This window comes from Pontibacter pudoricolor, assembly GCF_010092985.1.
GTDB classification, from domain to species: Bacteria; Bacteroidota; Bacteroidia; order Cytophagales; family Hymenobacteraceae; genus Pontibacter; species Pontibacter pudoricolor.
This window is the reverse complement of the sequence record NZ_CP048106.1, coordinates 577,284-596,952: the sequence shown is the minus strand read 5'-3', so window position 1 is coordinate 596,952 and position 19,669 is coordinate 577,284. Positions and strand designations below refer to the sequence as shown.

The following is a 19,669-nucleotide window of genomic DNA, read 5'->3' as shown; positions in this document are numbered from 1 at the left end:
CGCACCAGCATTAGTTCTTACTAGCATCATACTTTCCTGATCCAAAACCCGGACGCATCTGTTATAAGTATAAGCAGGAACATGAGCCGGAAGTATAAATTTCATAACAAGGAGGGGCTATACTTTGTAAGCTTTGCGGTGGTGTACTGGATAGACGTGTTTACGCGGGAAGAGTACTTTGCCCTGCTTACTGACAGCTTAGACTACTGCCGCGTAAACAAAGGCATGGAGATCTATGCCTGGTGCATTATGCCCAGCCACGTGCACCTCATTTTCCGGGCCAAAGCCAATAACCCAAGCGTGTTGCTGAAGGAGCTGAAAACGCATACCTCCAAACAGCTGCAGAAAGCTATAGTTGAGCACAACCAGGAGAGCCGGAAGGAATGGATGCTGTGGCTGATGGAGCGGGCCGGCCTGAAGAACAGCAACGTGAAGCACCGGCAGTTCTGGCAGCAGCACAATAAGCCCATCGAACTATGGAGTGCCGCCGTAATAGACCAGAAGATCGACTACATCCATAACAACCCTGTAGAGGCTGGCTTTGTGTCGGAGCCGAACCATTGGAAGTATAGCAGCGCCTTAGACTATAGTGGCGGTAAAGGACTGCTGGAGATTGATATTGCCTGATTTGTGGAGGCACGAGCTGCAAGCTCGCGCCAGCGGGAGGTAACAGGATAAGGCTACAAGCCCGCACCAGCGGGGTAACAGCCTGGTATATTTTAAGTAGATTAGCACATGAGAAAAGCTGAAACAGAGAACATCGACCACCTGCACTTTCATAAAAAATACCTTGAGCTGGTGCGGCAGCGCCAAAAAACGTCTACCGTCCGGTTAGGATATGTTCTGCCAAACGCTATACAGTTGCCGCTGGTTTTTGGCGATTTAATCCTACCAGAAAAGGCACAGATAGAAAAGCTGGATTTTACCAAATCGTTTGCCGACTTAACCGAGGCTGATGCCCTAACGGATGGCTTTGAGAGCCTGGAAACCCTTCGGGCAGACCTGAAAGTGTTTTATCCGGACATTACAGCCGAAGACCGTTGTACTATCATTTACTTTAAGTTGCTACCCGCGTAAAAATTAAAATGCAGGCCCCGCTGGCACGAGCTGCAAGCTCGTGCCTTTTCTTTTCCAAGCAGCAATACCATCAGCTAAAGTAACAGCACGAGCTGCAAGCTCGCACCAGCGGAAGTAGAGCAGTTTCATTCTAAGCAAACAAACCCAACAATTACTATTATTCTTTTAAGAATCCTGGTAGAAATAATAGGGCCCCTAACCCCGAAGGTTAAGCCGATGCTAGTGGCGGGGGTAGGGGCCCTATTTAACAAGATCCTTTCAGGATAACAAAAACGAGGAAGGAAACGGCCCTACCTGCAAAAGAGATAATCTTAGAATCAAAGCCTAACGGGACACGATAGGGCTGAATGCTTTTCTCTAAACCGCCTTATTACCAGGTATAGCTTTTCTGTTGGCCAGTGCCAGTACAAGAGCAAGTACAAAAAACACCGACTCTGTCAGCAGCCATTGATTCCCGAAGTCGCCCAGGGCCCCTTCCGAGAAAATGGTAATGGTACGCGACAAGGCATAGAAGCCCCAGAGCAGGCACAGAAACAGCAGGCCGCTTTGGGTATCGCGCAGCATCAGGTAGATCAGGCTCAGGAAAAGCGTCATCCCTACCCCGCCGTACACCCCGCGTATGGAGCTGAAGGCATCAGTATTGTTTAGCTGCACGTGTACCAGGTCCATCACGGACTGCGGGTTGGCAAACGCCATTACGCTAACGGACAGGAGGCTTAGCGCGGAGAGGAGAATAAAGCCTTTGGAGGCGAGGGTAACGGTTCTTTGCGTCTTCATAACATGTTTTGTTTAAGTTGATGTTACAAAGATGGCGTGCCCCGCAAAGACTATTCTTGGTAAATACCAAGATTTCAGATGCGCACTTTATTGAGTAGTTTGCTGAAGTTGGTGGGGTCGATGCCCAGGTAATTGGCCAGGTACTTATGCGGCACCAGTTGCAGAATATGCGGGCTGCGGTGCAGCAGTTTCCGGAACCGCTCCTCCGACGTATAGCACTGCAACTCAACCAGGCGCTCCAGCAAACCGGACAAACTATAGGACAGCCCTTCCCGGATCATGGACTCGATGGCCGGCCTGGTCTGCATAAGCCGTTGCAGCTCCGGGAAAGACGCTCTTAAGAAAACGGATGGTGTTAAGGTCTCATAGTAGTAGCGCGAAGGCTGCTGCAGCATAAAGGAGTCGAGCACGCCGCCAAAGGACGGGGCATAAGTGAATACCAGCGTCGCTTCCCGGTCCTGGTCGTCGAAGTAATACACCCGCTGCACGCCATCCGCCACAAAGTACAGATAATGCTCCGACTCGCCGGCCATGGTCAGAGGTTCCTTCCGTTTGGCCACATGGCGGCTCCAGACAGCAGCAAAGGCTTCCCAGTCTTCTTCGGACAGCGGGTGAATGCCATTTACCAGTTGCTTTAGCTGCTGAAGTTCTTTGTCCATAATTGCGGAGGTTGCTGTTGCAATTTAGCGTAAGTTCGGTGATTTGAAAATGGTGGGCTTCGTATTGGCCCGGAGTTTATATGGGCTTGCGTTTATAGTTCTATAGTTAAAGTGTTTGCACCTCGGAACCTGCAAAGCACATCCCTTACGAGCAGCCCATACCTCACCGACTATAGTAGTTCCTGTTCAAAATCACTGGTAAAAGTCTCAAGACCTGAAAACCTATCGTTTACCCAACTATAGATGGTGTATCTGGCCTACACCTACACCAGGGTGAAGTAATTGCTTCGCTTATGCTGGGCTTTAATATACATCTACCCTCCATTTTACTGCATTATACAGGTATGGGCATTCTTCATCTTAAGAGGATCTGTTGCGCAAACAGTTAACACCTGACCTACGGATTTCAGGGTTGCCAACTATAGAACAAAGTTTTAAAAGATCGGAGCACAGGGGTTATAGTCAGAGATGCCGCTATTTGCATGCTTTTAAACTTTTCCTGATTGATTTTAAGCCGTTCTATAGTTCCATTGTTTTCGGTGGTAAAAGACCGGCAAGATCATAAACGGCTACCTCCAGGTTTGCCTGTGCCTGCAACCGTAACGTGAGTCCGTCCGGCTTTGGGTCAACATCCTGTACTGTTACTGTTGCTACTGTCCCTTTCAGTTTCAGTCCTTTCAGCTCAAGTCCCTGCTCCAGTTGGGAATTCACTTTCTCCAGTTCCGCCGAAATAATAGGCTTCAGGTCAATTCGTGCCTTCTCGATGATCTGGTTGTAGGCTACCTTGTTTACCAGCACTTGTAGCGCCGTGTTGTAAAACCCACTCGAAGTAGCAGACTCCATTGAAAACTGCTGTACAAATACCTGCTGGGTGGCATTATCAAAGTCCAGGGCAACCGAGGCGTAAAGATCTACCATGTCCCTTTTCAGTACGGTACGCAGTATTCTCAGCTGAACCCGTAACTGCACGTTATAAGCACCTGCCCTGCTCCCAGTTATGCCTACATCCAATACCTGGGCATAGGGGTTTGCAGCAGTACCTTCTTCGGGCTCGGGAATATACATGCCGATCAACTGCTGTTTCAGCAAACTTTCGAGGGCGGGATAAGAAACAGTAAGGGGTATGTTCAGGTGTATAGCGTTTTCCATAGCGATGAGTTTAGGAAAGAAATAGCACGTATCCGCAGCAGTTAAGTTACAACTATACAGATATATGCTGCACAAAATCGTTTAAGCAGAGCCTCTTTCCTCTGGCATTAAAGTGCATAAAGGTAAGCAGAGAAGGCTGGCAGGGCAAATTAAAATCGACTGAGCAGGGTTTTGTCCGGAGGTTTAAAGTTGGTACGTTTCCTTTATCACGTAGCTTTCGTGTTATATTACAGACCCCAATGTATGGCCAACAAAAACGTTAGTTTGGTAGCAGCCTTAAAAGCGAATGGCACAGGTTGCAGCACATCGCAAAAAGATGCCTTTATAGTTAATAGCCGGGTATTAACTTCAACGTTCACAAAAACAAAGACAGCCTCCTAAACTCATGTTTGAGAGGCTGTCTTTGTACATAAATCTTAAAATATCGAAGCTATTTGTTGCAACCGCAATTCCATGAAAAGCCGTTGAATTCTACTGTTACCTGGGCAACGGTTGTTCCTTTCTGATATTTGGATGCCTTAGGTCCTTTCCCTTTCATGGGTCCGGAAAGCCAGGTGATCACGCCTGTTTTAGCATTGTAGCTATATTTGCCTGTTCCACCGTCATCCAGCCAACGGTAAGTTCCATCTTTTTTAAGGGCAAAATATCCTTTATAATCATAGCGGTAGGCAGGGCTTACATTTGGTCCGTTCCACACAGACTGGTCGCAGGCATAATTGCCGTATACCAGGGCGCCACCATACGTTACTTTTTTGGCAGGTGTGGTCTTCACAACTTTAGATGCCTGTAATTTATTCCATTTTGCTTTGCCCGAAGCCACATCTCCCTTATACCGTGCAGCCAGTGCCTTATCGCCGGCAACAGCTTTCTGGTAGTAGGTTTTTGCTTCTGCCTCTTTGCCCTGCGCTGCAAGCGAGACAGCCTTCAGATAGTTTGCATAAGGGTTTTCCGGGTCTACACTCAGCGAAAGGCTGAATCTTGTTTCGGCGCTGCTGTACTCCCCTTTTTCATAATACAGAATACCTTGTATTGCTTCCTGGCCGGGGGCAAACATCTGTGTTTCTTTACCGCCGGTTGCATACGAATGCTTCAGTTGTGAAATATAAGCATCCAGGCCAGTAGCTATAGTTTCCGGTTTTGCGGGAGCAGCTTCGGCCGGGGGCTTGTTTGGTGTAACTGGTTTCTTAGGTTCTGCAGCAACCTTAGCTGGCATGTCTTTTTCGTAGCGTGCTTTAAGTGAAGGCTCCAACTCTATCGCTTTCTGAAAAAGTTGCTGCGCGAGCTTCGCTTTTTCAGGGTCTTTCTGCTTCATAAGCGATACGGCATACTGGTAATTAGCAAAGGCATGCTCCGGATGTGCCCGAACAATACTTGCAAAACTATACTCCGCAGATGAATAGTTACCTGCTTCCAAATAATCCTGCGCATACAAAAAATCAGACCCTACTGACATGAAAGCGGTCTCGCTTCCGCCTGTTGCCAGCGAGTGCCTCAGCCGCTTAATGTAAGCGTCAAGGTCATTCGGTTGCTGTGCATAAAGCTGTGCCATACACAGCATCAGCGCACCTGCCACTAGTAGTTTTAGTTTAGAGCCCATTTAAAAGTGTGTCAAATATCCGGCTATAAATATATAATATTTTTTATAAAAAATAGCCAAATAAAAACCTTCAGTCAAATGTGCTTAAAATGTGGTATCAAATGAATAAAACAGCATTGTCTTCACTACACAAATCCAGCTAATCCCCTAGATCCTTGCCTGGTAGGTATACAGTTGGTAATACCTGCCCTGTTTTTCCAGTAGCTCCTCATGGCGGCCCTGTTCTACAATGTGCCCTTGCTCTATTACTAAAATCTGGTCGGCCTGGCGGATGGTGCTGAGGCGGTGAGCGATCACGAAGGTAGTACGTCCCTGCATCAGGGTTTTTAAGCTGGCCTGTATCAGGCTTTCGCTTTCAGTGTCGAGGTTGGAGGTGGCTTCATCCAGGATCAGGATGCGCGGATCGGCCAATATGGCCCGGGCAATGGCAATGCGCTGCCGCTGCCCTCCTGAGAGTTTTACGCCCCGCTCCCCTATCAGCGTATCCAGCCCATCCGGGAAACGATCGGTAAATTCCAGCACGTGCGCAGCCTGAGCAGCAGCCATCAGTTGTGCTTCGGTGGCATTGGGTCGTGGGAAAAGGATGTTATTCCGGATAGTGCCTTCGAACAGGAAATCGTCCTGCAACACCACACCTAACTGGCTTCGGTAGCTTTGCAGGGTTATAGTTTGCAGGTCATATCCGTCCACGGTAATAGTGCCGCTGTCCGGGTTCAGGAAGGAAGCGGCCAGTCCGGCTATAGTTGTTTTACCGGAACCGGATGTGCCCACCAGCGCCGTAACCGAACCGGCAGGAGCCTGAAAACTGATCTCCTTAATCACATCTTTCCCGGACTCATATGCAAACGATACATTATCGAAAATGATGTTGCCGTGAATGTGCTCCAATGTCAGTGTTCTGTGCCCGCCATCACTTTCCAGCGGAGTGTTCAGAATTTCTTCGGTACGGTCGAGGCCGGCAAAGGCTTCGGTAAACTGGCTGCCGATGTTGCTCATCTGCAGGATCGGCGCGATCATAAACCCAAGGTACAATGTAAAGGCCAGAAAATCGCCAAAGGTAAGCTCGCCCTTCATGATCAGGTAACCACCAATGCCCATAATGCCAGCCGACGCAAGCCCAAGCAGCAAGGTAGCGGCACTTGTAACCATGCTGGTGGTAGTCAGGCTCTGCTTCACATTCTGGAACAACCGTGTCACGCCATTTTCAAATACCTTGATCTCCTGCTCTTCGGCATTGAATCCTTTTATCACGCGCACGCCGCCCAGGGTTTCGGTCAGACGGCCGGTCACTTCGGCATTTATCACGCCACGCTCCCTGAAAATAGGCCGTATCTTCCCGAAAGCTTTTAATGAGATCACTCCGAATATAGCCACCGGAATCAGGGCAAAGCCCGTCATGAGCGGGCTGATGTAAATGAGCAGCACCAGGCAGATGACCGAAGTAAGTACGCCGCCCACCATCTGGGCAAATCCGGTCCCGACCAGGTTGCGCACGCCTTCCACATCGGTCATAATGCGCGACACCAGCTCGCCGGTTTTGGTATTATCGAAGAAGCGGATAGGTAACTGAATGATGTGCCGCTGCACTTTGGCCCGCAGCTGCGAGATCAGGTGCTGCGCTTCCACGCTCAGTATTTGTGTAAGTGCAAACGAGGTAACCGACTGGATAAAGATCGCTACTACTATGGCCACTATAAGCCACTTCAGCATGGTCGCATCGTTATTCGGAATTACATCATCGATCAGGTATTTACTGGCGCCCGGCAATACCAAGCCCGCCAGCCTGCTTATGATGATGAGCACCAACCCGATTGAAAGGTACTTTTTCCGTGGCCAGATGATGGTTTTGAAGACCTGTGCTAATGTTACGTTTTTGAGCTTTCTGGATTTGGCCATAGTTTATTTTATCCCTTAACGGGTTTTAGAGCGTTGATGAGGAAGCTTGCTACACGTTTAATGCAGCAGTCGGGTGCAAGTTAGCTGTTTTATAGTTTGGTTTATGACCGCCTTAACTTCTGCCTGTTTAATTCGCGCCTTTCTGAATAAACTATAGTTTCACCTGATCATCCATAGCAACCGTTTTCTGTGCTAAACACAGGCAATTACTGCCGGATAAACCGTTCTGGTTTTCCATCACAAAAGCTGTACTTTAGCTAAACCCTGTTCGGCTCCTCTGTCGTTAAACAGAATAGAACTAAGTTAAACACATGGAAAACAGACACATAACACAAAGACTGTTAACTATACTTTTGATAAGTATAGTATTGCTGAGCGGCTGCCGAACCAGCACAGCTACTGAAAATACGGAAACAGAAAATAAAAGAAGCCTGGCGCCACAACGGGTTGATATCCGGGGACAAATTGTTATGCTGCGCTATCATGAAGGGCAGTTTGTAATGGAAGTTGAAGGACGCGCGCCATCACCTGACTCGCGCTACAACCGTGCCTATGTACTGGTTTTACCAACAACAGAAATTATTGGTCTCGACGGGAAGTCTGTTAACATGAATGAACTGACCCAGGGGCAAAATGTAGCCGTATTATTGCGCGGCCAGGGCGAAGGAGATTTTGTAGGTGTAGGCGTAGCACGTAAAATGTGGCTGGAAGAGTTTTATTAAGAGTGATGGGAGATGCATCTCGGGTCGTCAGCAGCAATGCCTTTTTCCCCGGACTTCCCGGTTCAGTATGTAAGATTATCCTCCTCACATCAAACACAGGCCTTACTTCCTGTATCTAAAAACAACTATAGCTTATAAAAAAAACCAGCCGCTACCTTTCGGAAGCGGCTGGTTATAGTCATCTCAATTTATAGTTATAAACTGCCATAGTCGTTGCTGTCGCGGTTGTAATTGCGCGGCGAGTTGCTGCGGCCTGCACTTTCACCGCTTCTGCCGCTGTATGAACCGCTGCCCCTGGAGCCATAGCCACTATAGTTGCCGGTAGATGCCCCATAGCTCTGGTCTCCGAACGAACCGCCTCGATTACTGCCTGAATAGCCTGAGCTTCCACCATCGTTACGTCTGCCGTAACCCCTGTTCATGTTACCATAATCATCAGCAAAACTGCTGCCGCTATAGTTCGGAGTGCCACGATCAGAATGAATGGACGAATCGCCCATACCGCTTCCGAAACGGGAGCTGCGCTCTTCACGGGAGCCGGAGTAATCGGAACGGTAATTTTCGCTGCCGCCACTATACTGGTTACTGTTTAATGTATTGTACCGGTCTGACGAACCTTCGTGGTCAGAGATGCCATACCCCTGGCGTACATTACCGCGCAGCGACCGGCTGTTATCCATGCTGTCGCTTCTGTCCATGCCCCGGTAGTTTCTATAGTCATCCTGGTAATTGCCGAACCTGTCGTGGTCGCGGCTTATGTTTTCAGGGTAATTCCGCTGCTGGTTCCGGTTGTTCTGGCGGTAATCCGAATTTCCCCTCATGCTATTTTCACCTCTGCTTCTTCTATCATAGGCATCGCCCATGTCGCCTTCATGGTAGGAATGCACCCGGTTGTACTGGCCGCCGCCCTCGTCGTGGTGGCTTTTGCGGTAGTCCCGCTCAAACTCATCAGTTAAATTTCTGGCGCTATGATAATGTGCATCATTGCGATAATCTTCATAGCTTCCGTAGTCGTAGCGATCTCTTTCTCGTCTGTCCATAGTGTTTAATTAGGTTTGTTTTCTTTTTAAACGATCGATCAGCTTCCCGGTTATATTCTTCGTATTCGCGGCAGTGCTATAGTTGCTTTAAGATGCTTATCTTGCCAACTACATCGGCTCTTAACTCCATACTTTGCGTTATTTCTTCCATATCAGTTATAAGGGCACCAACTATAAAGGCTGGCAGCGCCACCCCTATGGCCTGAGCGTGCAGGAAGTAATAGAAGACGCTCTCTCTAAAATACTGAAAAGACCCGTGGCTATAGTTGGGTGCGGCCGTACCGATGCAGGGGTGCATGCCAGTCAGTTCTTTTTTCATCTGGATGTAGCGGAGCCGTGGGAATTTGATATGCTGTTCCGGTTAAATAAGGTGTTGCCCGATGACATTGCCGTTTTTGACATTATGCCCATGGAAGGCCTGCCTCATGCCCGGTTTGATGCCACAGCCAGAAGTTACGATTACTTTATACACACCTACAAAGACCCTTTTCTGAGCAACGGGAGTTCGCTTTACCTGCTGCATAACCTGAACCTGGAGGCTATGAAAGCGGCTAACGCCCTGCTCCTGCGCTATACAGACTACCGGAATTTTTGCCTTACGCCTGCCGACCAGGAAAGTACTTTATGCTATGTAACAGAAGCCCGTTGGTTTATCACCGAAAATGGCGACAGGCTGCGTTTCCGGATCTCGGCTAACAGGTACCTGAGCAGGATGATCCGCATTGTAGTTGGCCAGCTGCTGAAAGTGGGGAACGGCACGCTACCTGTAGCTGAATTTGAAAGGTACCTTCGCTGCGAGTCCGCTCCAAAACATTTAGCCCCCGCCTACCCGCAGGGGCTCTATCTTTCTAAAGTTACTTATCCTTACCTCGACCTACCCACCCGCAGTACTTTTACAACTATAGCGCACACCCCGGATTCAACTGCCTGGCTGGAAGTTTAACCAAAACTACTGACTGTAGCTAAAAACCAGACGGGAAGTAACTACACAACACGCATTGCTATAGTTACTGCCGCTATGCCGCCAGGCTTCGATATTTTTAAAATGCAATTATCAAGCGCTATAATCAAATCTGAACCATAGACTAAAAATGGATTTTTAAATTTTGTGTATAGTTGCAAAATCTATCCTTAAAGCTATCTATCAGACATTTACCCCATCTTACTGCCACGCTTTTTGATAAAAACGTATCTCCTTTTGCATCAAAATATATTTTTTAAGTAACCCGCTAATTTAAATTCCGTTATATCTATATCTGAATAAAAATAGTATAACCATTACCTGAGTACGTGAGCGATCTGAAACCCTGACCGGAATGAGGCGTAGCTGAAAGATATTTGATTTTTGCGCTATCACAGCTCTTACAGCAATCTTCTACGATCAACTCACACGTGTATTCAGCAAAACAAAACATCCTTATCAATTAAATATTTTATGAAAAAGCTATTATTACTGCCTCTGCTTGCTCTATTATCTTTAAGCTCCTGCAACGACGACGAAGGTGAACCAACTCCCCCACCACCGGTATCGGAAGTAGATGCTGATATGAGAGGCGACTGGACAAACGATTTCCAGAAAAGAGTTTACTATAGCATAAATGATACAATCATGTATCAGGATTCCGTGAATGTGGAGGCTTACTTCAAATTCGATGGACAAAAAATGACAGTTACTTTACCGGGCAGCAATGTAAAAGACGTCTGGAACTATAGCTTCCCGGATAAAGATAATCCGAACTATATACAACTTACCCAGGGCAGCGTGACTACCGATTGGGTTATCAAATCGATATCGGATACGGAAATGGTATGGGAAGATGAAGAAGCCTGGGCAGGTTTCCCGTACGATGTGCCTGAAAGCGAAAAAACAACATCTAAAAAAGGTGTTTATACTTATAGATTCGTTCGGGAAAAATAACCGGTAACGTAATTAAGGTTATAACTCAGCAGGTGCGGACGTAAAGTTCGCACCTGTTTTGTTTTTAGACATTACAGGCTTCAACGAACGGTCTGCACTATAAAATCGGGCTTTTATAGTGCTGTGCCGTTGTTGGTGAGAGTACAATGCAAGGCCATGAGCTATAGATTTCTAAAACTATAAACCGCTTCGATGATCTTGAACCAAAACTATAGTTTTTTATAATGCTGGATCTTTTTGCGAACTTGCTGCGCTACTGAAAGCAAACTACCCGTTAACTTATGAACCGTTTTCTGCCCAGGGACAAAGCAGCCGACTTACTAAAAACGATACAGCAAGCAGGTATAAGAACGGAATACGACCCTGAAAAGCACCGGCTTATTTTACTGGATGAGGCAGGAAACAACCTGCTCTTTTTCCGGTTGCCCCTCACGCTTCCGCCGCCATCAAAAGAACAAACTATAGCTAAGCCGCAGGTAAACTATGTGATTCTGCTGATACAATCCGGCAACTGTGCCTTAGGCTATTTCGAGAATGGCGTGAACCGCGACCATAAAGTTTTCAGGTCGTATATGGTGCGCAAAAAGCAGGGTAAAAGCCAGATAAAATACCTGAAGACCAAAGGCAAATCGAGAGCCGGGTCGCGGGTTCGGCTAGGCGAAACGATAGAATTTTTTGAGAACATAAACGGCCGGCTTCAGGAGTATTTCGAAGACCATCAAGTGCAGCGCATTGCCATAAGTTGTTCTAAAACGCTTTTACCTTACCTGTTCAGTTCTAAGGTTGAGACTCCTTTTGATAAAAACGATCCGCGACTCTACAAGATACCCAAACACATACACACCCCTATTTACGAAGTGCTGCTTGATGCAAACAGGTTCCTGCAGCGCGGCGAACTGATATACGAAGAAGCGCAGCAACCTATAGTTGACAGCCTGTTGCAAAAAGCTGGTATAACCGGTACGGAAGAAGCGCCGGAAGAGGAGTTTACTTTTGATGAGCCTGATGATTTTGAAGACGAGGATTTCGGGGAAGATGATGAGGACGAAATGGAATGGTAACGGCAGAAGCACTAAAAGCAAAAAGGCAACTATAAAACTATAGTTGCCTTTTTGCTGTGCATGTCGTCTGGCTTTCTAATCCCGGCTGTTACTGCGGGCAAGCAAAACTACGGCAGCGGTAATACCGGCTACTATAGCCACCCTTGCAAGCAGCCCGGTTTTGTTGTAATTCCATTCGGCTACATAGCCTTTCTCTGCAAAAATGTTCGGTATTTTGCCATGCTTAAAGTCATCAATAATGCCTTCTACCATGTCTACACGATCGGCCATGATAAGCGGCAGCCAATGACTGTATACATTTTCACTATTCTTAAAAGCCATTCTACGGATGGCACCACTCAGGCCCCTCAGCGGTGCGGCGGTACCAAAAACAGCCGTTACATTCGGACGTTCTATAGAATGGAGTATTTCCATATTTACAGGTTGCTGCGTTGGTCGCTCCCAGGTGTAGCCTTCATGCTCCCCGTTGGTCCGCTTTTTCATCGGATAGGTAGGATCGTTTTTCGGATCCGCATCAATGCCCCAGCCTTTAATATGTGAGTGGTCGGCAGGGCCTCTGTTATTTTCGAAAGGCATGTTATCTTCCAAAGGTCTGTTATCTTCCATAATAGTTTTCTTTAAATTTTGGCTGATGGTGGAATAAGCACCGGTTTAATGCAGTTATCCAGTTTGTTTGAGAACATGCGGTACCCTTCGGCTACTTCTTCCAATGGCAGGCGATGTGTGATCAGTGCCTTCGGGTTAATAATGCCGTTCTGCACGTGCTCGATCAGGCGTGGTAACAAGCGTTTTACCGAAGCCTGGTTTGCGCGAATGGTGAGTCCTTTGTTAAGCACGTTCCCGATCGGTACCAGGTTATCTGTCGGGCCATACACACCAACTATAGATACGATACCGCCTTTCTTCACACAGTTTATAGCCCAGTGCAACGCAGTGGCCGAGCCAGCCTGCAACAGCAGTTTTCTACCGGTTATGGTTTGCATGGCATTACCGGCAGCTTCGGCACCAACGGCATCTATACACACATCAGCACCCAGCGAGTCCGTGGTTTTCTTTGCAAAAACGGCTATGTCGCCTATCTCCTCAAAGTTGTAAGCTTCGCATTGTGCATAGTTGCGGGCAAATTCCAGGCGGTACTCTTCTTTGTCTATAATGATCACGCGGCCTGCACCAAACAACCACGAACATTTAGCAGCCATGATACCTATCGGACCGGCACCAAACACCATAACCGTATCACCTTTTTGTATACCGCCCATCTCAGCAGCCTGGTAACCGGTTGGCACTACGTCTGTCAGCAGCACGGCGTCATCCAGGTCCATGCCTGGCGGAATGATGGTTGGGCCAACGTTGGCATACGGAACACGCACATATTCGGCCTGTCCGCCATGGTAACCACCAGCCGTATGCGAGTAACCATAAATAGCCCCTACAGCTGTTGCCTCCGGATTAGATTCGTGGCAGTTACCATACAGTTCCTGTTTACAGAAAACGCATTTACCACACGAAATATTAAAAGGCACCAGCACATTATCGCCCACTTTTACCTTCGTAACTTCAGAGCCGATCTCTACTATTTCTCCCACAAATTCGTGCCCGAAGGTGGTGCCTACGCGCGTATCCGGTACGTTGCCATTGTATAAGTGCAGGTCAGACCCACAGATGCAGGAGCGTAATACCCGAACAATGGCATCTTCGGGATGCAGAATTTCAGGCATTGGTTTTTCTTCAATTCGGACCCTTTTCGGACCCCGGTAGTTCATTGCCAGCATAAGTTTGTTTTCAGTTTATTTGAGACATATACATCGTTTTAAATGCTAAAATTGGCCAATGGCAGATAACCTTTGGCCGGAAAGCATACAAATTATGTTTAGGTAGATACTAATCTATAGTATCAAAGTTGCATAAATTGTACTTTTAAAGTAAACTGCTATATTTAAATAATGGTATTTAAGCCTCAAACTATAGTTTAATTGTAGTTATTAACGTAGTGCCGCTTGTAACAATAAAAATCCCGATAACAGTATGCTTCCGTGACCTTTACTTACTCTAAACTTACTTAATGCTCTTTCGGACTTCCAGGTCCGAATGTACGCTGCATGGGACTTCCTTATCCCCTAGATATGCTTTTCATTTGCGCGGACAAGGATGCCCGCAGCAGGCAAAGTTTCTGACACAGATGTACGAAACAGCAATTTGGAAAATGGATGAAGAATGCCCTTGCAGCGTGTTTTCACCGGCAAGCACTTGTTAGGGAAAAATAGTTGTCGGTGAAAACGCTAACAACGGCAGGATGGCTGCGGGTGATTTACAAAGAAAGATCCCTGTAACTTAGCGCTACCGGGATCTTACTTATTTTGTCACTTTTAAGCCTGTTTCTTACTTTTCCGATTGCTTTATGGCATTCAGTTGTTGCAGGTCTTCTTCAGAGAGATTGATAGATGCTGCTCTGTAGTTTTCTTCGAGGTGTTTGACTTTAGAGGTGCCCGGTATCAGCAGGATGTTTGGCGAGTGATGCAGCAGCCAGCTTAGTGCTACCTGATGCGCAGAGGCATCATACTTTTTACCGATCTCCGTCAGTTTATCGATGGCGCCTACATTGCCTGCATTTATCGGGTTCCAGGGGATAAACGCCATGTCCTGTTCTTCACAGAACTTCAGTTCCTCTTCCCACTTTGTCCGGAAATCAACGCTGTACTTATTTTGTACCGACACTACGTTGAAATACTCCTGTGCTTTTTTGATCTGGTCAATCGTTACTTCCGATAAACCGATATGCTTCACCAGTCCTTCTTCCTGAGCGCGCTGCAGAAACTCAAGGGTTTTCTCATAAGGCACTTCCGGATCCACCCGATGCAGTTGGTAAAGATCGATGCGGTCCTGCTTTAAGCGCTTCAAACTTCCTTCCAGTGCTCTTTGCAAATAGTCGGGGTCGGCATTAATTGGCCATACGTTAGGCCCGGTGCGCGTAAGGCCGCCTTTTGTAGCAATAACCAGGTCTTTGGGGTAAGGGTAAAGTGCTTCCGCGATCAGCTCTTCCGACACATTGGGCCCGTAACTATCAGCAGTATCTATAAAGTTTATGCCTAATTCTACAGTTCGTTGCAGTACGCGTATAGCTTCGTCGTGATCTTTTGGTGGTCCCCAGATGCCCTCGCCGGTAATGCGCATGGCTCCAAATCCCATCCGGTTAACTGTAAGGTCGTTGCCAATTGTAAATGTCTTATTGAATGAAGTGTTATCTGCCATAAATATAGTTTGCTGTGGTTACAGAAATTTAAGTAGCTATACGAGCCAGTGCAGGTGCCTGTAAAAGCCACTGCGCTGGTTCGTACACAAACTATACTATACGCGAAAAGTTTTAAACGTATGGCTTAGATTCGAGAGCGATGCACGTCAGTGTCAGCTACTGTGCCCCGGTGCCGGGCAGCATCAATGCTCCAGATGCCGGATCCGCGAGCGGCCATGTACAGGAACAGGAAGCAGTAAAGTACGGCTAGCTCGCCTTTGTTAAGAATTGGCCATGCACCATGCGGCGCGTGCATTATAAAGTAAGCAACTGCCATCTCGCCACTGGCTACAAAAGCGGCCCAGCTGGCAAATAAACCGAAAGCGATCATCAGGCCTCCTACAAACTCTATAATTCCTGCCAGCCCCATCAGCGACGCAAGTTCTACGGTATCGCCGCCACCCGGCCAGCCAAACAATTTCTGAGTGCCGTGCATGGCAAACAGTAGCCCGGCTACAATGCGGAGTACCGCGTAAAGGTGCGGACTGTAATTTCCTAAAACTCTGTTCATCGTTTATTATTTGTAAAGTTTAACACATAAGCTAAGCTATAAAACACTAACATACTGCTGTTTACATAAACACATAAACGTATGACTATATATAAAGTTGAGTTTAATTAACCCAGGATTCACGACACCATCTGCTTGTGATCTACCATTTGTTATTTTGACGTTAGGAGAAATCTTGGTTCTATAGTTTGATTTTCTACTCCTTGAACCTAGCCTTTTCTTCTATAGCCGATTCTAATCCTGGGAGCTTTACTAACCTACAGTTCTATAGTTGGCTTTGATGCCCTCACGGCCGGGAGGCCCCGTCTTGGGGTAGGGGCCCTCGATAAGGGAATCGCGCTGCTGCTTTCTTGCTACCCTCGTTCCTCGGGTTGCCTGGCGGCACCGCAACAAATCAAAGGCGCTCAACCCAAAGACTGTGATCCGTTCGATAGCTAAACTATAATTGGCAGAACAGCTATAGTTGCATCGCTTTATCGTGGTCGTATTTCCATAGGGACAGGTCGCGACCTGTCCGCTCGACAGGCTTAAATTATAAGACTATAATGCCAACTATAACTATAGCACCAGCCGAATTTCCCCTCCTCGGAGAGGCAGGGGTGGGTTAAAACGCCAACTATAGAACTATAGCGTAAACTATAGCTTTGCAGAATTGTCCGCTTGGGGCAAGGCCGTTTCATTCTATTAAATTCAACCTCTTAAATGCCTTCGCTCGCGTCCCGCGAGTGCGAGCTACTTAGTGGCGTCCTGCCACTTGTGCCACAGGCACAGGTGAAAGCGGCCAGAGTCCGCAGGTAACTCACACTCGCGGGACGCGAGCGAGGGCGAGAACGTAAAGTAGTAACAGAATTTTCCCCTTGAAGAAAAGTGTGAACGGGAGCTCGAAACTTGCGAGCCAGGCTCAACAGGGTGTGTCAAAAGGCAACTATAGAACTATAGCTACACCCTAACTATAGCCGAAATCCCCCTCCCTGGAGGGGCAGGGGTGGGTTAAAACGGCAACTATAAACGATAGCTCCAACTATAGCCGCAGGCTTAAGTTTATAGTTCTTATCTTTGTAAGTAAAGCATAGCATGGCTCAATTAAACCAGCTTATACTTTCAGCATATCAACTCCGTACAAAAGCACATGAGATTAAAAGGCAACATTCAGGATATTAAAACCAAACGCGATAGCGCCAACAGCAATATTGAGCTGCATATAGACAGAATTGAGTATATAACGCTGAAAAAAGACGGCAAATATTATCAGCCATTCGAGTTGGTGGTAGACCTGGCAGAACCTTTGGTAATTACCGGCGATTGCCTAGCCCGTATCCCGAACAAGCAACTGGAAGAAGGTGAATTTGAGTTCGAAATTTATGATAAGGAAGATGAGGACTACGTGCTGAACCCGGATAAGGAACTGGCCCTGACTGTAACCTACGACTTTGAAGCTGACCTTAATATACTGACCGAACTATACTATACGGTAACTATAGATAACGAAGAATTTAAACTACTAAAAGCGGAGCAACATAAAGCTCGCAAAACAAAGGGCCGGAAGTAAATGGTTTTACTGCCATAAAACAACAAAGGTATGAGCCTGGGCCCATACCTTTTATAGTTGCTGATTAGCTGTGTTGCCTGCCCAGGTAAATGGCATACCCGATAAGGCCTGCGGCTGCAGCAAATAAAATATACTGTTGCTCTTTTACAGTTAAGTTGTTATAAAAATCCAGTCCTTGTTTACCCGGATCTTTCATGATATCTGCCAGTTGAGATGGATTCTGGATCAGACTTTTGAGTGATGTATTTGACAGGTTATTTTCCATTTTTATAGCTTTTAATTCATTTCACTTTAGATACGGTTTGCAGCCCACATTAGATATAACTATAGTTGCATTTACGTTTATGGCTGCTTTTAACTTTCTGCTATACTTCAGATAAACGTTTAATGTTCAGCTAAAAAGTGTGTTATGATTTTACACTAAATTTTGCCCTGTACCATCACTAAATCTCAACTAATACTGCCTTTTGCTTGTTATGATGGGAAGCCTGTCAACTATAGAACTACAAACTATAGCCGGTAAGGTTAAACAACTATAAAATCCTGAACTATGGAGAGCCTTCGCTCAAAGCACTATAAAAAAGAATTTGTCACCACTTTCCCCGGCGACGAAAGCGGCAACCTGACACCCCGCCAGACACCCGGCGTTTTATACAGCAAAACCATTCCTACGCCCGTAGAAAAAGTGAGCCTGCTGGCCTGGTCTGAGGACTTGGCAGAAGAACTTGGTATTGCAAAACCGACCACACAAGAGGAGCTTGACATTTTAGGTGGCAACTATGTAGCTGAAACCATGTACCCTTATGCCGCTTGTTATGCCGGGCACCAGTTTGGCAGCTGGGCCGGGCAGCTGGGCGATGGCAGAGCCATTACGCTTGGCGAATGGGAAACTACAAAGGGCAAAACCTTCGAGCTGCAACTGAAAGGGGCCGGACCAACTGCTTACTCGCGCCGTGCCGATGGCCGTGCGGTGTTGCGTTCGTCGGTGCGGGAGTACCTGATGAGTGAGGCGATGCATTACCTGGGCGTACCCACTACACGCGCTCTAAGTCTGGTATCTACCGGTGAACCGGTATTGCGCGATATGTTTTACAACGGAAATGCAGCCTATGAACCCGGCGCTATAGTAACGCGCGTGGCACCAAGTTTTCTGCGTTTCGGTAATTTCGAGATGCTGAATTCCCGCAAAGAAACCGACCACCTGCAGCAACTTGTAAACTGGACCATAGACCGCTATTACCCGCATATTACCGGCGAGGACAACGTACTTACCTGGTTTAAAGAGATAGTGGAGCGCACCGCGACCTTAATGGTAGAATGGCAACGGGTAGGTTTTGTGCATGGCGTCATGAACACCGATAACATGTCGGTGCTTGGGTTAACGATAGACTATGGCCCCTACTCTTTTGTAGATGATTATGATCCCGACTTTACCCCGAATACTACCGACCTTCCGGGCAGGCGTTATGCGTTTGGCAAGCAACCATCCATAGCCTACTGGAATTTGGGTTGCCTGGCTGCTGCCCTGCTGCCATTGCTAGAGAAAGATGCCTTGCTGGCCGCCCTTGAAACGTACAAGGAAATCTACTGGCAGAAATATTACCAGATGATGGGCAAAAAACTGGGCCTGGATAAAGTGACCGACGCAGATACGGAGCTAGTAACTCAATTCGAGAAAACACTTGCCGCCGTTAAACCCGACATGACGATCTTCTACCAGTTGCTGACAGACCTGCCTCTGTTTATGGCAAACGCCAATGAAGTAGCCGGTCATTTTAAAGATAGCTTGTATGATGACCTGACTCCGGAGCAAAGTGAGCAACTCTATAGTCTGATCTCGAATTACCTGGAACGCCTGAATAAAAACACCATTACCAGGCAGGCATCGCAGGAGATAATGCGAAAAGCAAACCCACGCTTTATACTCCGGAATTACCTGTTGCATCAGGCCATAGAAGAACTGGAAAAAGGAGAAGATACACTTTTCCTGAAATTGCAGGAAGCCATGAAACAACCTTACTCCGATAAGTTCGACGAGTTCTTCCAGACGCGGCCGGAATGGGCCAGCCAGAAAGCTGGTTGCTCTATGCTCTCGTGCAGTTCATAACGTAACCTATAGTTTGATCTATAGAAGCCACGCCGATTCGTTTCGGTGTGGCTTTTTTTAATCCTTGCAGCCGTCAAAGCAGCTAAAGTTCTACCCTCCTCTTATCTCCTTCCAACACTTTTCTGAAATAATTTTTAAGTGATGCAACCTCTGCCTGCATAGTTTGTCTTTGATGTACGAAATTTATCGTATATAAAATTACATTAGCGAACTATAGCATGAACCATACCCTACTCAGTGTCCATTTTCAGACGAATTGCTGTTCGAAAACAGACAGCGGCAGGGTAAATCCATAGTTACAAAAAGCGACATTACTA

19 protein-coding genes are annotated in these 19,669 nt (G+C 47.0%); 8 read left to right on the top strand and 11 right to left on the bottom strand.

The window, feature by feature from the left end; genetic code table 11:
* Positions 1–81: 81 nt before the first annotated feature.
* Together GSQ66_RS02545 and GSQ66_RS02540 are read left to right on the top strand one after the other, a co-directional pair.
* Positions 82–627, top strand: coding sequence for an REP-associated tyrosine transposase (locus GSQ66_RS02545; protein WP_162426021.1), 546 nt, complete (start codon positions 82–84; stop codon positions 625–627).
* 108 nt (positions 628–735) lie between these two features.
* The gene (locus tag GSQ66_RS02540; RefSeq protein ID WP_162426020.1) at positions 736–1,077 is read left to right on the top strand and encodes an ASCH domain-containing protein; all 342 of its coding nucleotides are present in this window, start codon (positions 736–738) and stop codon (positions 1,075–1,077) included.
* Between the two features lie 357 nt (positions 1,078–1,434).
* Here the strand turns inward: GSQ66_RS02540 and GSQ66_RS02535 are convergent, their stop codons facing one another.
* The 5 genes from GSQ66_RS02535 to GSQ66_RS02515 all read right to left on the bottom strand — a co-directional run bounded on the left by GSQ66_RS02535 (position 1,435) and on the right by GSQ66_RS02515 (position 7,155).
* The gene (locus tag GSQ66_RS02535; RefSeq protein WP_162426019.1) at positions 1,435–1,854 is read right to left on the bottom strand and encodes a DUF4345 domain-containing protein; all 420 of its coding nucleotides are present in this window, start codon (positions 1,852–1,854) and stop codon (positions 1,435–1,437) included.
* A 74-nt stretch (positions 1,855–1,928) separates the two neighbouring features.
* Positions 1,929–2,513: a Crp/Fnr family transcriptional regulator gene (locus GSQ66_RS02530; RefSeq protein WP_162426018.1), complete on the bottom strand. Its 585-nt coding sequence runs from the start codon at positions 2,511–2,513 to the stop codon at positions 1,929–1,931.
* A 519-nt stretch (positions 2,514–3,032) separates the two neighbouring features.
* Positions 3,033–3,662, bottom strand: coding sequence for a DUF4403 family protein (locus GSQ66_RS02525; protein ID WP_162426017.1), 630 nt, complete (start codon positions 3,660–3,662; stop codon positions 3,033–3,035).
* A gap of 430 nt (positions 3,663–4,092) precedes the next feature.
* Positions 4,093–5,259: a tetratricopeptide repeat protein gene (locus GSQ66_RS02520; protein ID WP_162426016.1), complete on the bottom strand. Its 1,167-nt coding sequence runs from the start codon at positions 5,257–5,259 to the stop codon at positions 4,093–4,095.
* 147 nt (positions 5,260–5,406) lie between these two features.
* Positions 5,407–7,155: an ABC transporter ATP-binding protein gene (locus GSQ66_RS02515; RefSeq protein ID WP_162426015.1), complete on the bottom strand. Its 1,749-nt coding sequence runs from the start codon at positions 7,153–7,155 to the stop codon at positions 5,407–5,409.
* Between the two features lie 311 nt (positions 7,156–7,466).
* On the opposite strand from GSQ66_RS02515, the gene GSQ66_RS02510 reads away from it, so the two are divergent.
* Positions 7,467–7,877: a hypothetical protein gene (locus GSQ66_RS02510; protein WP_162426014.1), complete on the top strand. Its 411-nt coding sequence runs from the start codon at positions 7,467–7,469 to the stop codon at positions 7,875–7,877.
* Positions 7,878–8,071: 194 nt separating this feature from the next.
* On the opposite strand, the gene GSQ66_RS02505 is transcribed toward GSQ66_RS02510, so the two are convergent.
* A complete protein-coding gene (locus tag GSQ66_RS02505; protein WP_162426013.1) occupies positions 8,072–8,917 on the bottom strand; it encodes a hypothetical protein in 846 nt (281 codons plus the stop codon).
* 133 nt (positions 8,918–9,050) lie between these two features.
* Between GSQ66_RS02505 and truA the strand changes: the two genes are divergently transcribed.
* The 3 genes from truA (at position 9,051) to GSQ66_RS02490 (ending at position 11,896) form a co-directional block, all read left to right on the top strand.
* Positions 9,051–9,860 (top strand): tRNA pseudouridine(38-40) synthase TruA, encoded by an 810-nt coding sequence (gene truA, locus GSQ66_RS02500; RefSeq protein ID WP_162426012.1) that lies wholly within the window; start codon positions 9,051–9,053, stop codon positions 9,858–9,860.
* A gap of 492 nt (positions 9,861–10,352) precedes the next feature.
* Positions 10,353–10,835 (top strand): hypothetical protein, encoded by a 483-nt coding sequence (locus GSQ66_RS02495; RefSeq protein WP_162426011.1) that lies wholly within the window; start codon positions 10,353–10,355, stop codon positions 10,833–10,835.
* A 281-nt stretch (positions 10,836–11,116) separates the two neighbouring features.
* Positions 11,117–11,896: a hypothetical protein gene (locus GSQ66_RS02490; RefSeq protein WP_162426010.1), complete on the top strand. Its 780-nt coding sequence runs from the start codon at positions 11,117–11,119 to the stop codon at positions 11,894–11,896.
* 75 nt (positions 11,897–11,971) lie between these two features.
* Here the strand turns inward: GSQ66_RS02490 and GSQ66_RS02485 are convergent, their stop codons facing one another.
* From GSQ66_RS02485 to GSQ66_RS02470, 4 genes are all read right to left on the bottom strand, one after another.
* Positions 11,972–12,502, bottom strand: a complete 531-nt coding sequence (locus tag GSQ66_RS02485; protein WP_238395785.1) for a hypothetical protein — start codon at positions 12,500–12,502, stop codon at positions 11,972–11,974.
* 11 nt (positions 12,503–12,513) lie between these two features.
* Entirely contained in the window at positions 12,514–13,668 is a 1,155-nt protein-coding gene (locus GSQ66_RS02480) for a zinc-dependent alcohol dehydrogenase (RefSeq protein ID WP_162426009.1), read from the bottom strand.
* Between the two features lie 607 nt (positions 13,669–14,275).
* Positions 14,276–15,145, bottom strand: coding sequence for an aldo/keto reductase (locus GSQ66_RS02475; protein WP_162426008.1), 870 nt, complete (start codon positions 15,143–15,145; stop codon positions 14,276–14,278).
* 125 nt (positions 15,146–15,270) lie between these two features.
* The gene (locus tag GSQ66_RS02470; RefSeq protein WP_162426007.1) at positions 15,271–15,696 is read right to left on the bottom strand and encodes a DoxX family protein; all 426 of its coding nucleotides are present in this window, start codon (positions 15,694–15,696) and stop codon (positions 15,271–15,273) included.
* Between the two features lie 1,129 nt (positions 15,697–16,825).
* Here GSQ66_RS02470 and GSQ66_RS02465 point away from each other — a divergent pair.
* The gene (locus GSQ66_RS02465; protein ID WP_162426006.1) at positions 16,826–17,245 is read left to right on the top strand and encodes a hypothetical protein; all 420 of its coding nucleotides are present in this window, start codon (positions 16,826–16,828) and stop codon (positions 17,243–17,245) included.
* A gap of 64 nt (positions 17,246–17,309) precedes the next feature.
* Here the strand turns inward: GSQ66_RS02465 and GSQ66_RS02460 are convergent, their stop codons facing one another.
* On the bottom strand, positions 17,310–17,510 hold the full coding sequence (locus GSQ66_RS02460; RefSeq protein WP_162426005.1) for a hypothetical protein: 201 nt from the start codon (positions 17,508–17,510) through the stop codon (positions 17,310–17,312).
* A 285-nt stretch (positions 17,511–17,795) separates the two neighbouring features.
* Between GSQ66_RS02460 and GSQ66_RS02455 the strand changes: the two genes are divergently transcribed.
* On the top strand, positions 17,796–19,352 hold the full coding sequence (locus GSQ66_RS02455; RefSeq protein WP_162426004.1) for a protein adenylyltransferase SelO: 1,557 nt from the start codon (positions 17,796–17,798) through the stop codon (positions 19,350–19,352).
* Positions 19,353–19,669: the final 317 nt, after the last annotated feature.

What these genes read in the sequence shown, in the direction of transcription:
- GSQ66_RS02545 (WP_162426021.1), top strand. Translation starts at nt 82, where the DNA reads ATGAGCCGGAAGTATAAATTTCATAACAAGGAGGGGCTATACTTTGTA.
- GSQ66_RS02540 (WP_162426020.1), top strand. Translation starts at nt 736, where the DNA reads ATGAGAAAAGCTGAAACAGAGAACATCGACCACCTGCACTTTCATAAA.
- GSQ66_RS02535 (WP_162426019.1), bottom strand. Translation starts at nt 1,854, where the DNA reads ATGAAGACGCAAAGAACCGTTACCCTCGCCTCCAAAGGCTTTATTCTC.
- GSQ66_RS02530 (WP_162426018.1), bottom strand. Translation starts at nt 2,513, where the DNA reads ATGGACAAAGAACTTCAGCAGCTAAAGCAACTGGTAAATGGCATTCAC.
- GSQ66_RS02525 (WP_162426017.1), bottom strand. Translation starts at nt 3,662, where the DNA reads ATGGAAAACGCTATACACCTGAACATACCCCTTACTGTTTCTTATCCC.
- GSQ66_RS02520 (WP_162426016.1), bottom strand. Translation starts at nt 5,259, where the DNA reads ATGGGCTCTAAACTAAAACTACTAGTGGCAGGTGCGCTGATGCTGTGT.
- GSQ66_RS02515 (WP_162426015.1), bottom strand. Translation starts at nt 7,155, where the DNA reads ATGGCCAAATCCAGAAAGCTCAAAAACGTAACATTAGCACAGGTCTTC.
- GSQ66_RS02510 (WP_162426014.1), top strand. Translation starts at nt 7,467, where the DNA reads ATGGAAAACAGACACATAACACAAAGACTGTTAACTATACTTTTGATA.
- GSQ66_RS02505 (WP_162426013.1), bottom strand. Translation starts at nt 8,917, where the DNA reads ATGGACAGACGAGAAAGAGATCGCTACGACTACGGAAGCTATGAAGAT.
- GSQ66_RS02495 (WP_162426011.1), top strand. Translation starts at nt 10,353, where the DNA reads ATGAAAAAGCTATTATTACTGCCTCTGCTTGCTCTATTATCTTTAAGC.
- GSQ66_RS02490 (WP_162426010.1), top strand. Translation starts at nt 11,117, where the DNA reads ATGAACCGTTTTCTGCCCAGGGACAAAGCAGCCGACTTACTAAAAACG.
- GSQ66_RS02485 (WP_238395785.1), bottom strand. Translation starts at nt 12,502, where the DNA reads ATGGAAGATAACAGACCTTTGGAAGATAACATGCCTTTCGAAAATAAC.
- GSQ66_RS02480 (WP_162426009.1), bottom strand. Translation starts at nt 13,668, where the DNA reads ATGCTGGCAATGAACTACCGGGGTCCGAAAAGGGTCCGAATTGAAGAA.
- GSQ66_RS02475 (WP_162426008.1), bottom strand. Translation starts at nt 15,145, where the DNA reads ATGGCAGATAACACTTCATTCAATAAGACATTTACAATTGGCAACGAC.
- GSQ66_RS02470 (WP_162426007.1), bottom strand. Translation starts at nt 15,696, where the DNA reads ATGAACAGAGTTTTAGGAAATTACAGTCCGCACCTTTACGCGGTACTC.
- GSQ66_RS02465 (WP_162426006.1), top strand. Translation starts at nt 16,826, where the DNA reads ATGAGATTAAAAGGCAACATTCAGGATATTAAAACCAAACGCGATAGC.
- GSQ66_RS02460 (WP_162426005.1), bottom strand. Translation starts at nt 17,510, where the DNA reads ATGGAAAATAACCTGTCAAATACATCACTCAAAAGTCTGATCCAGAAT.
- GSQ66_RS02455 (WP_162426004.1), top strand. Translation starts at nt 17,796, where the DNA reads ATGGAGAGCCTTCGCTCAAAGCACTATAAAAAAGAATTTGTCACCACT.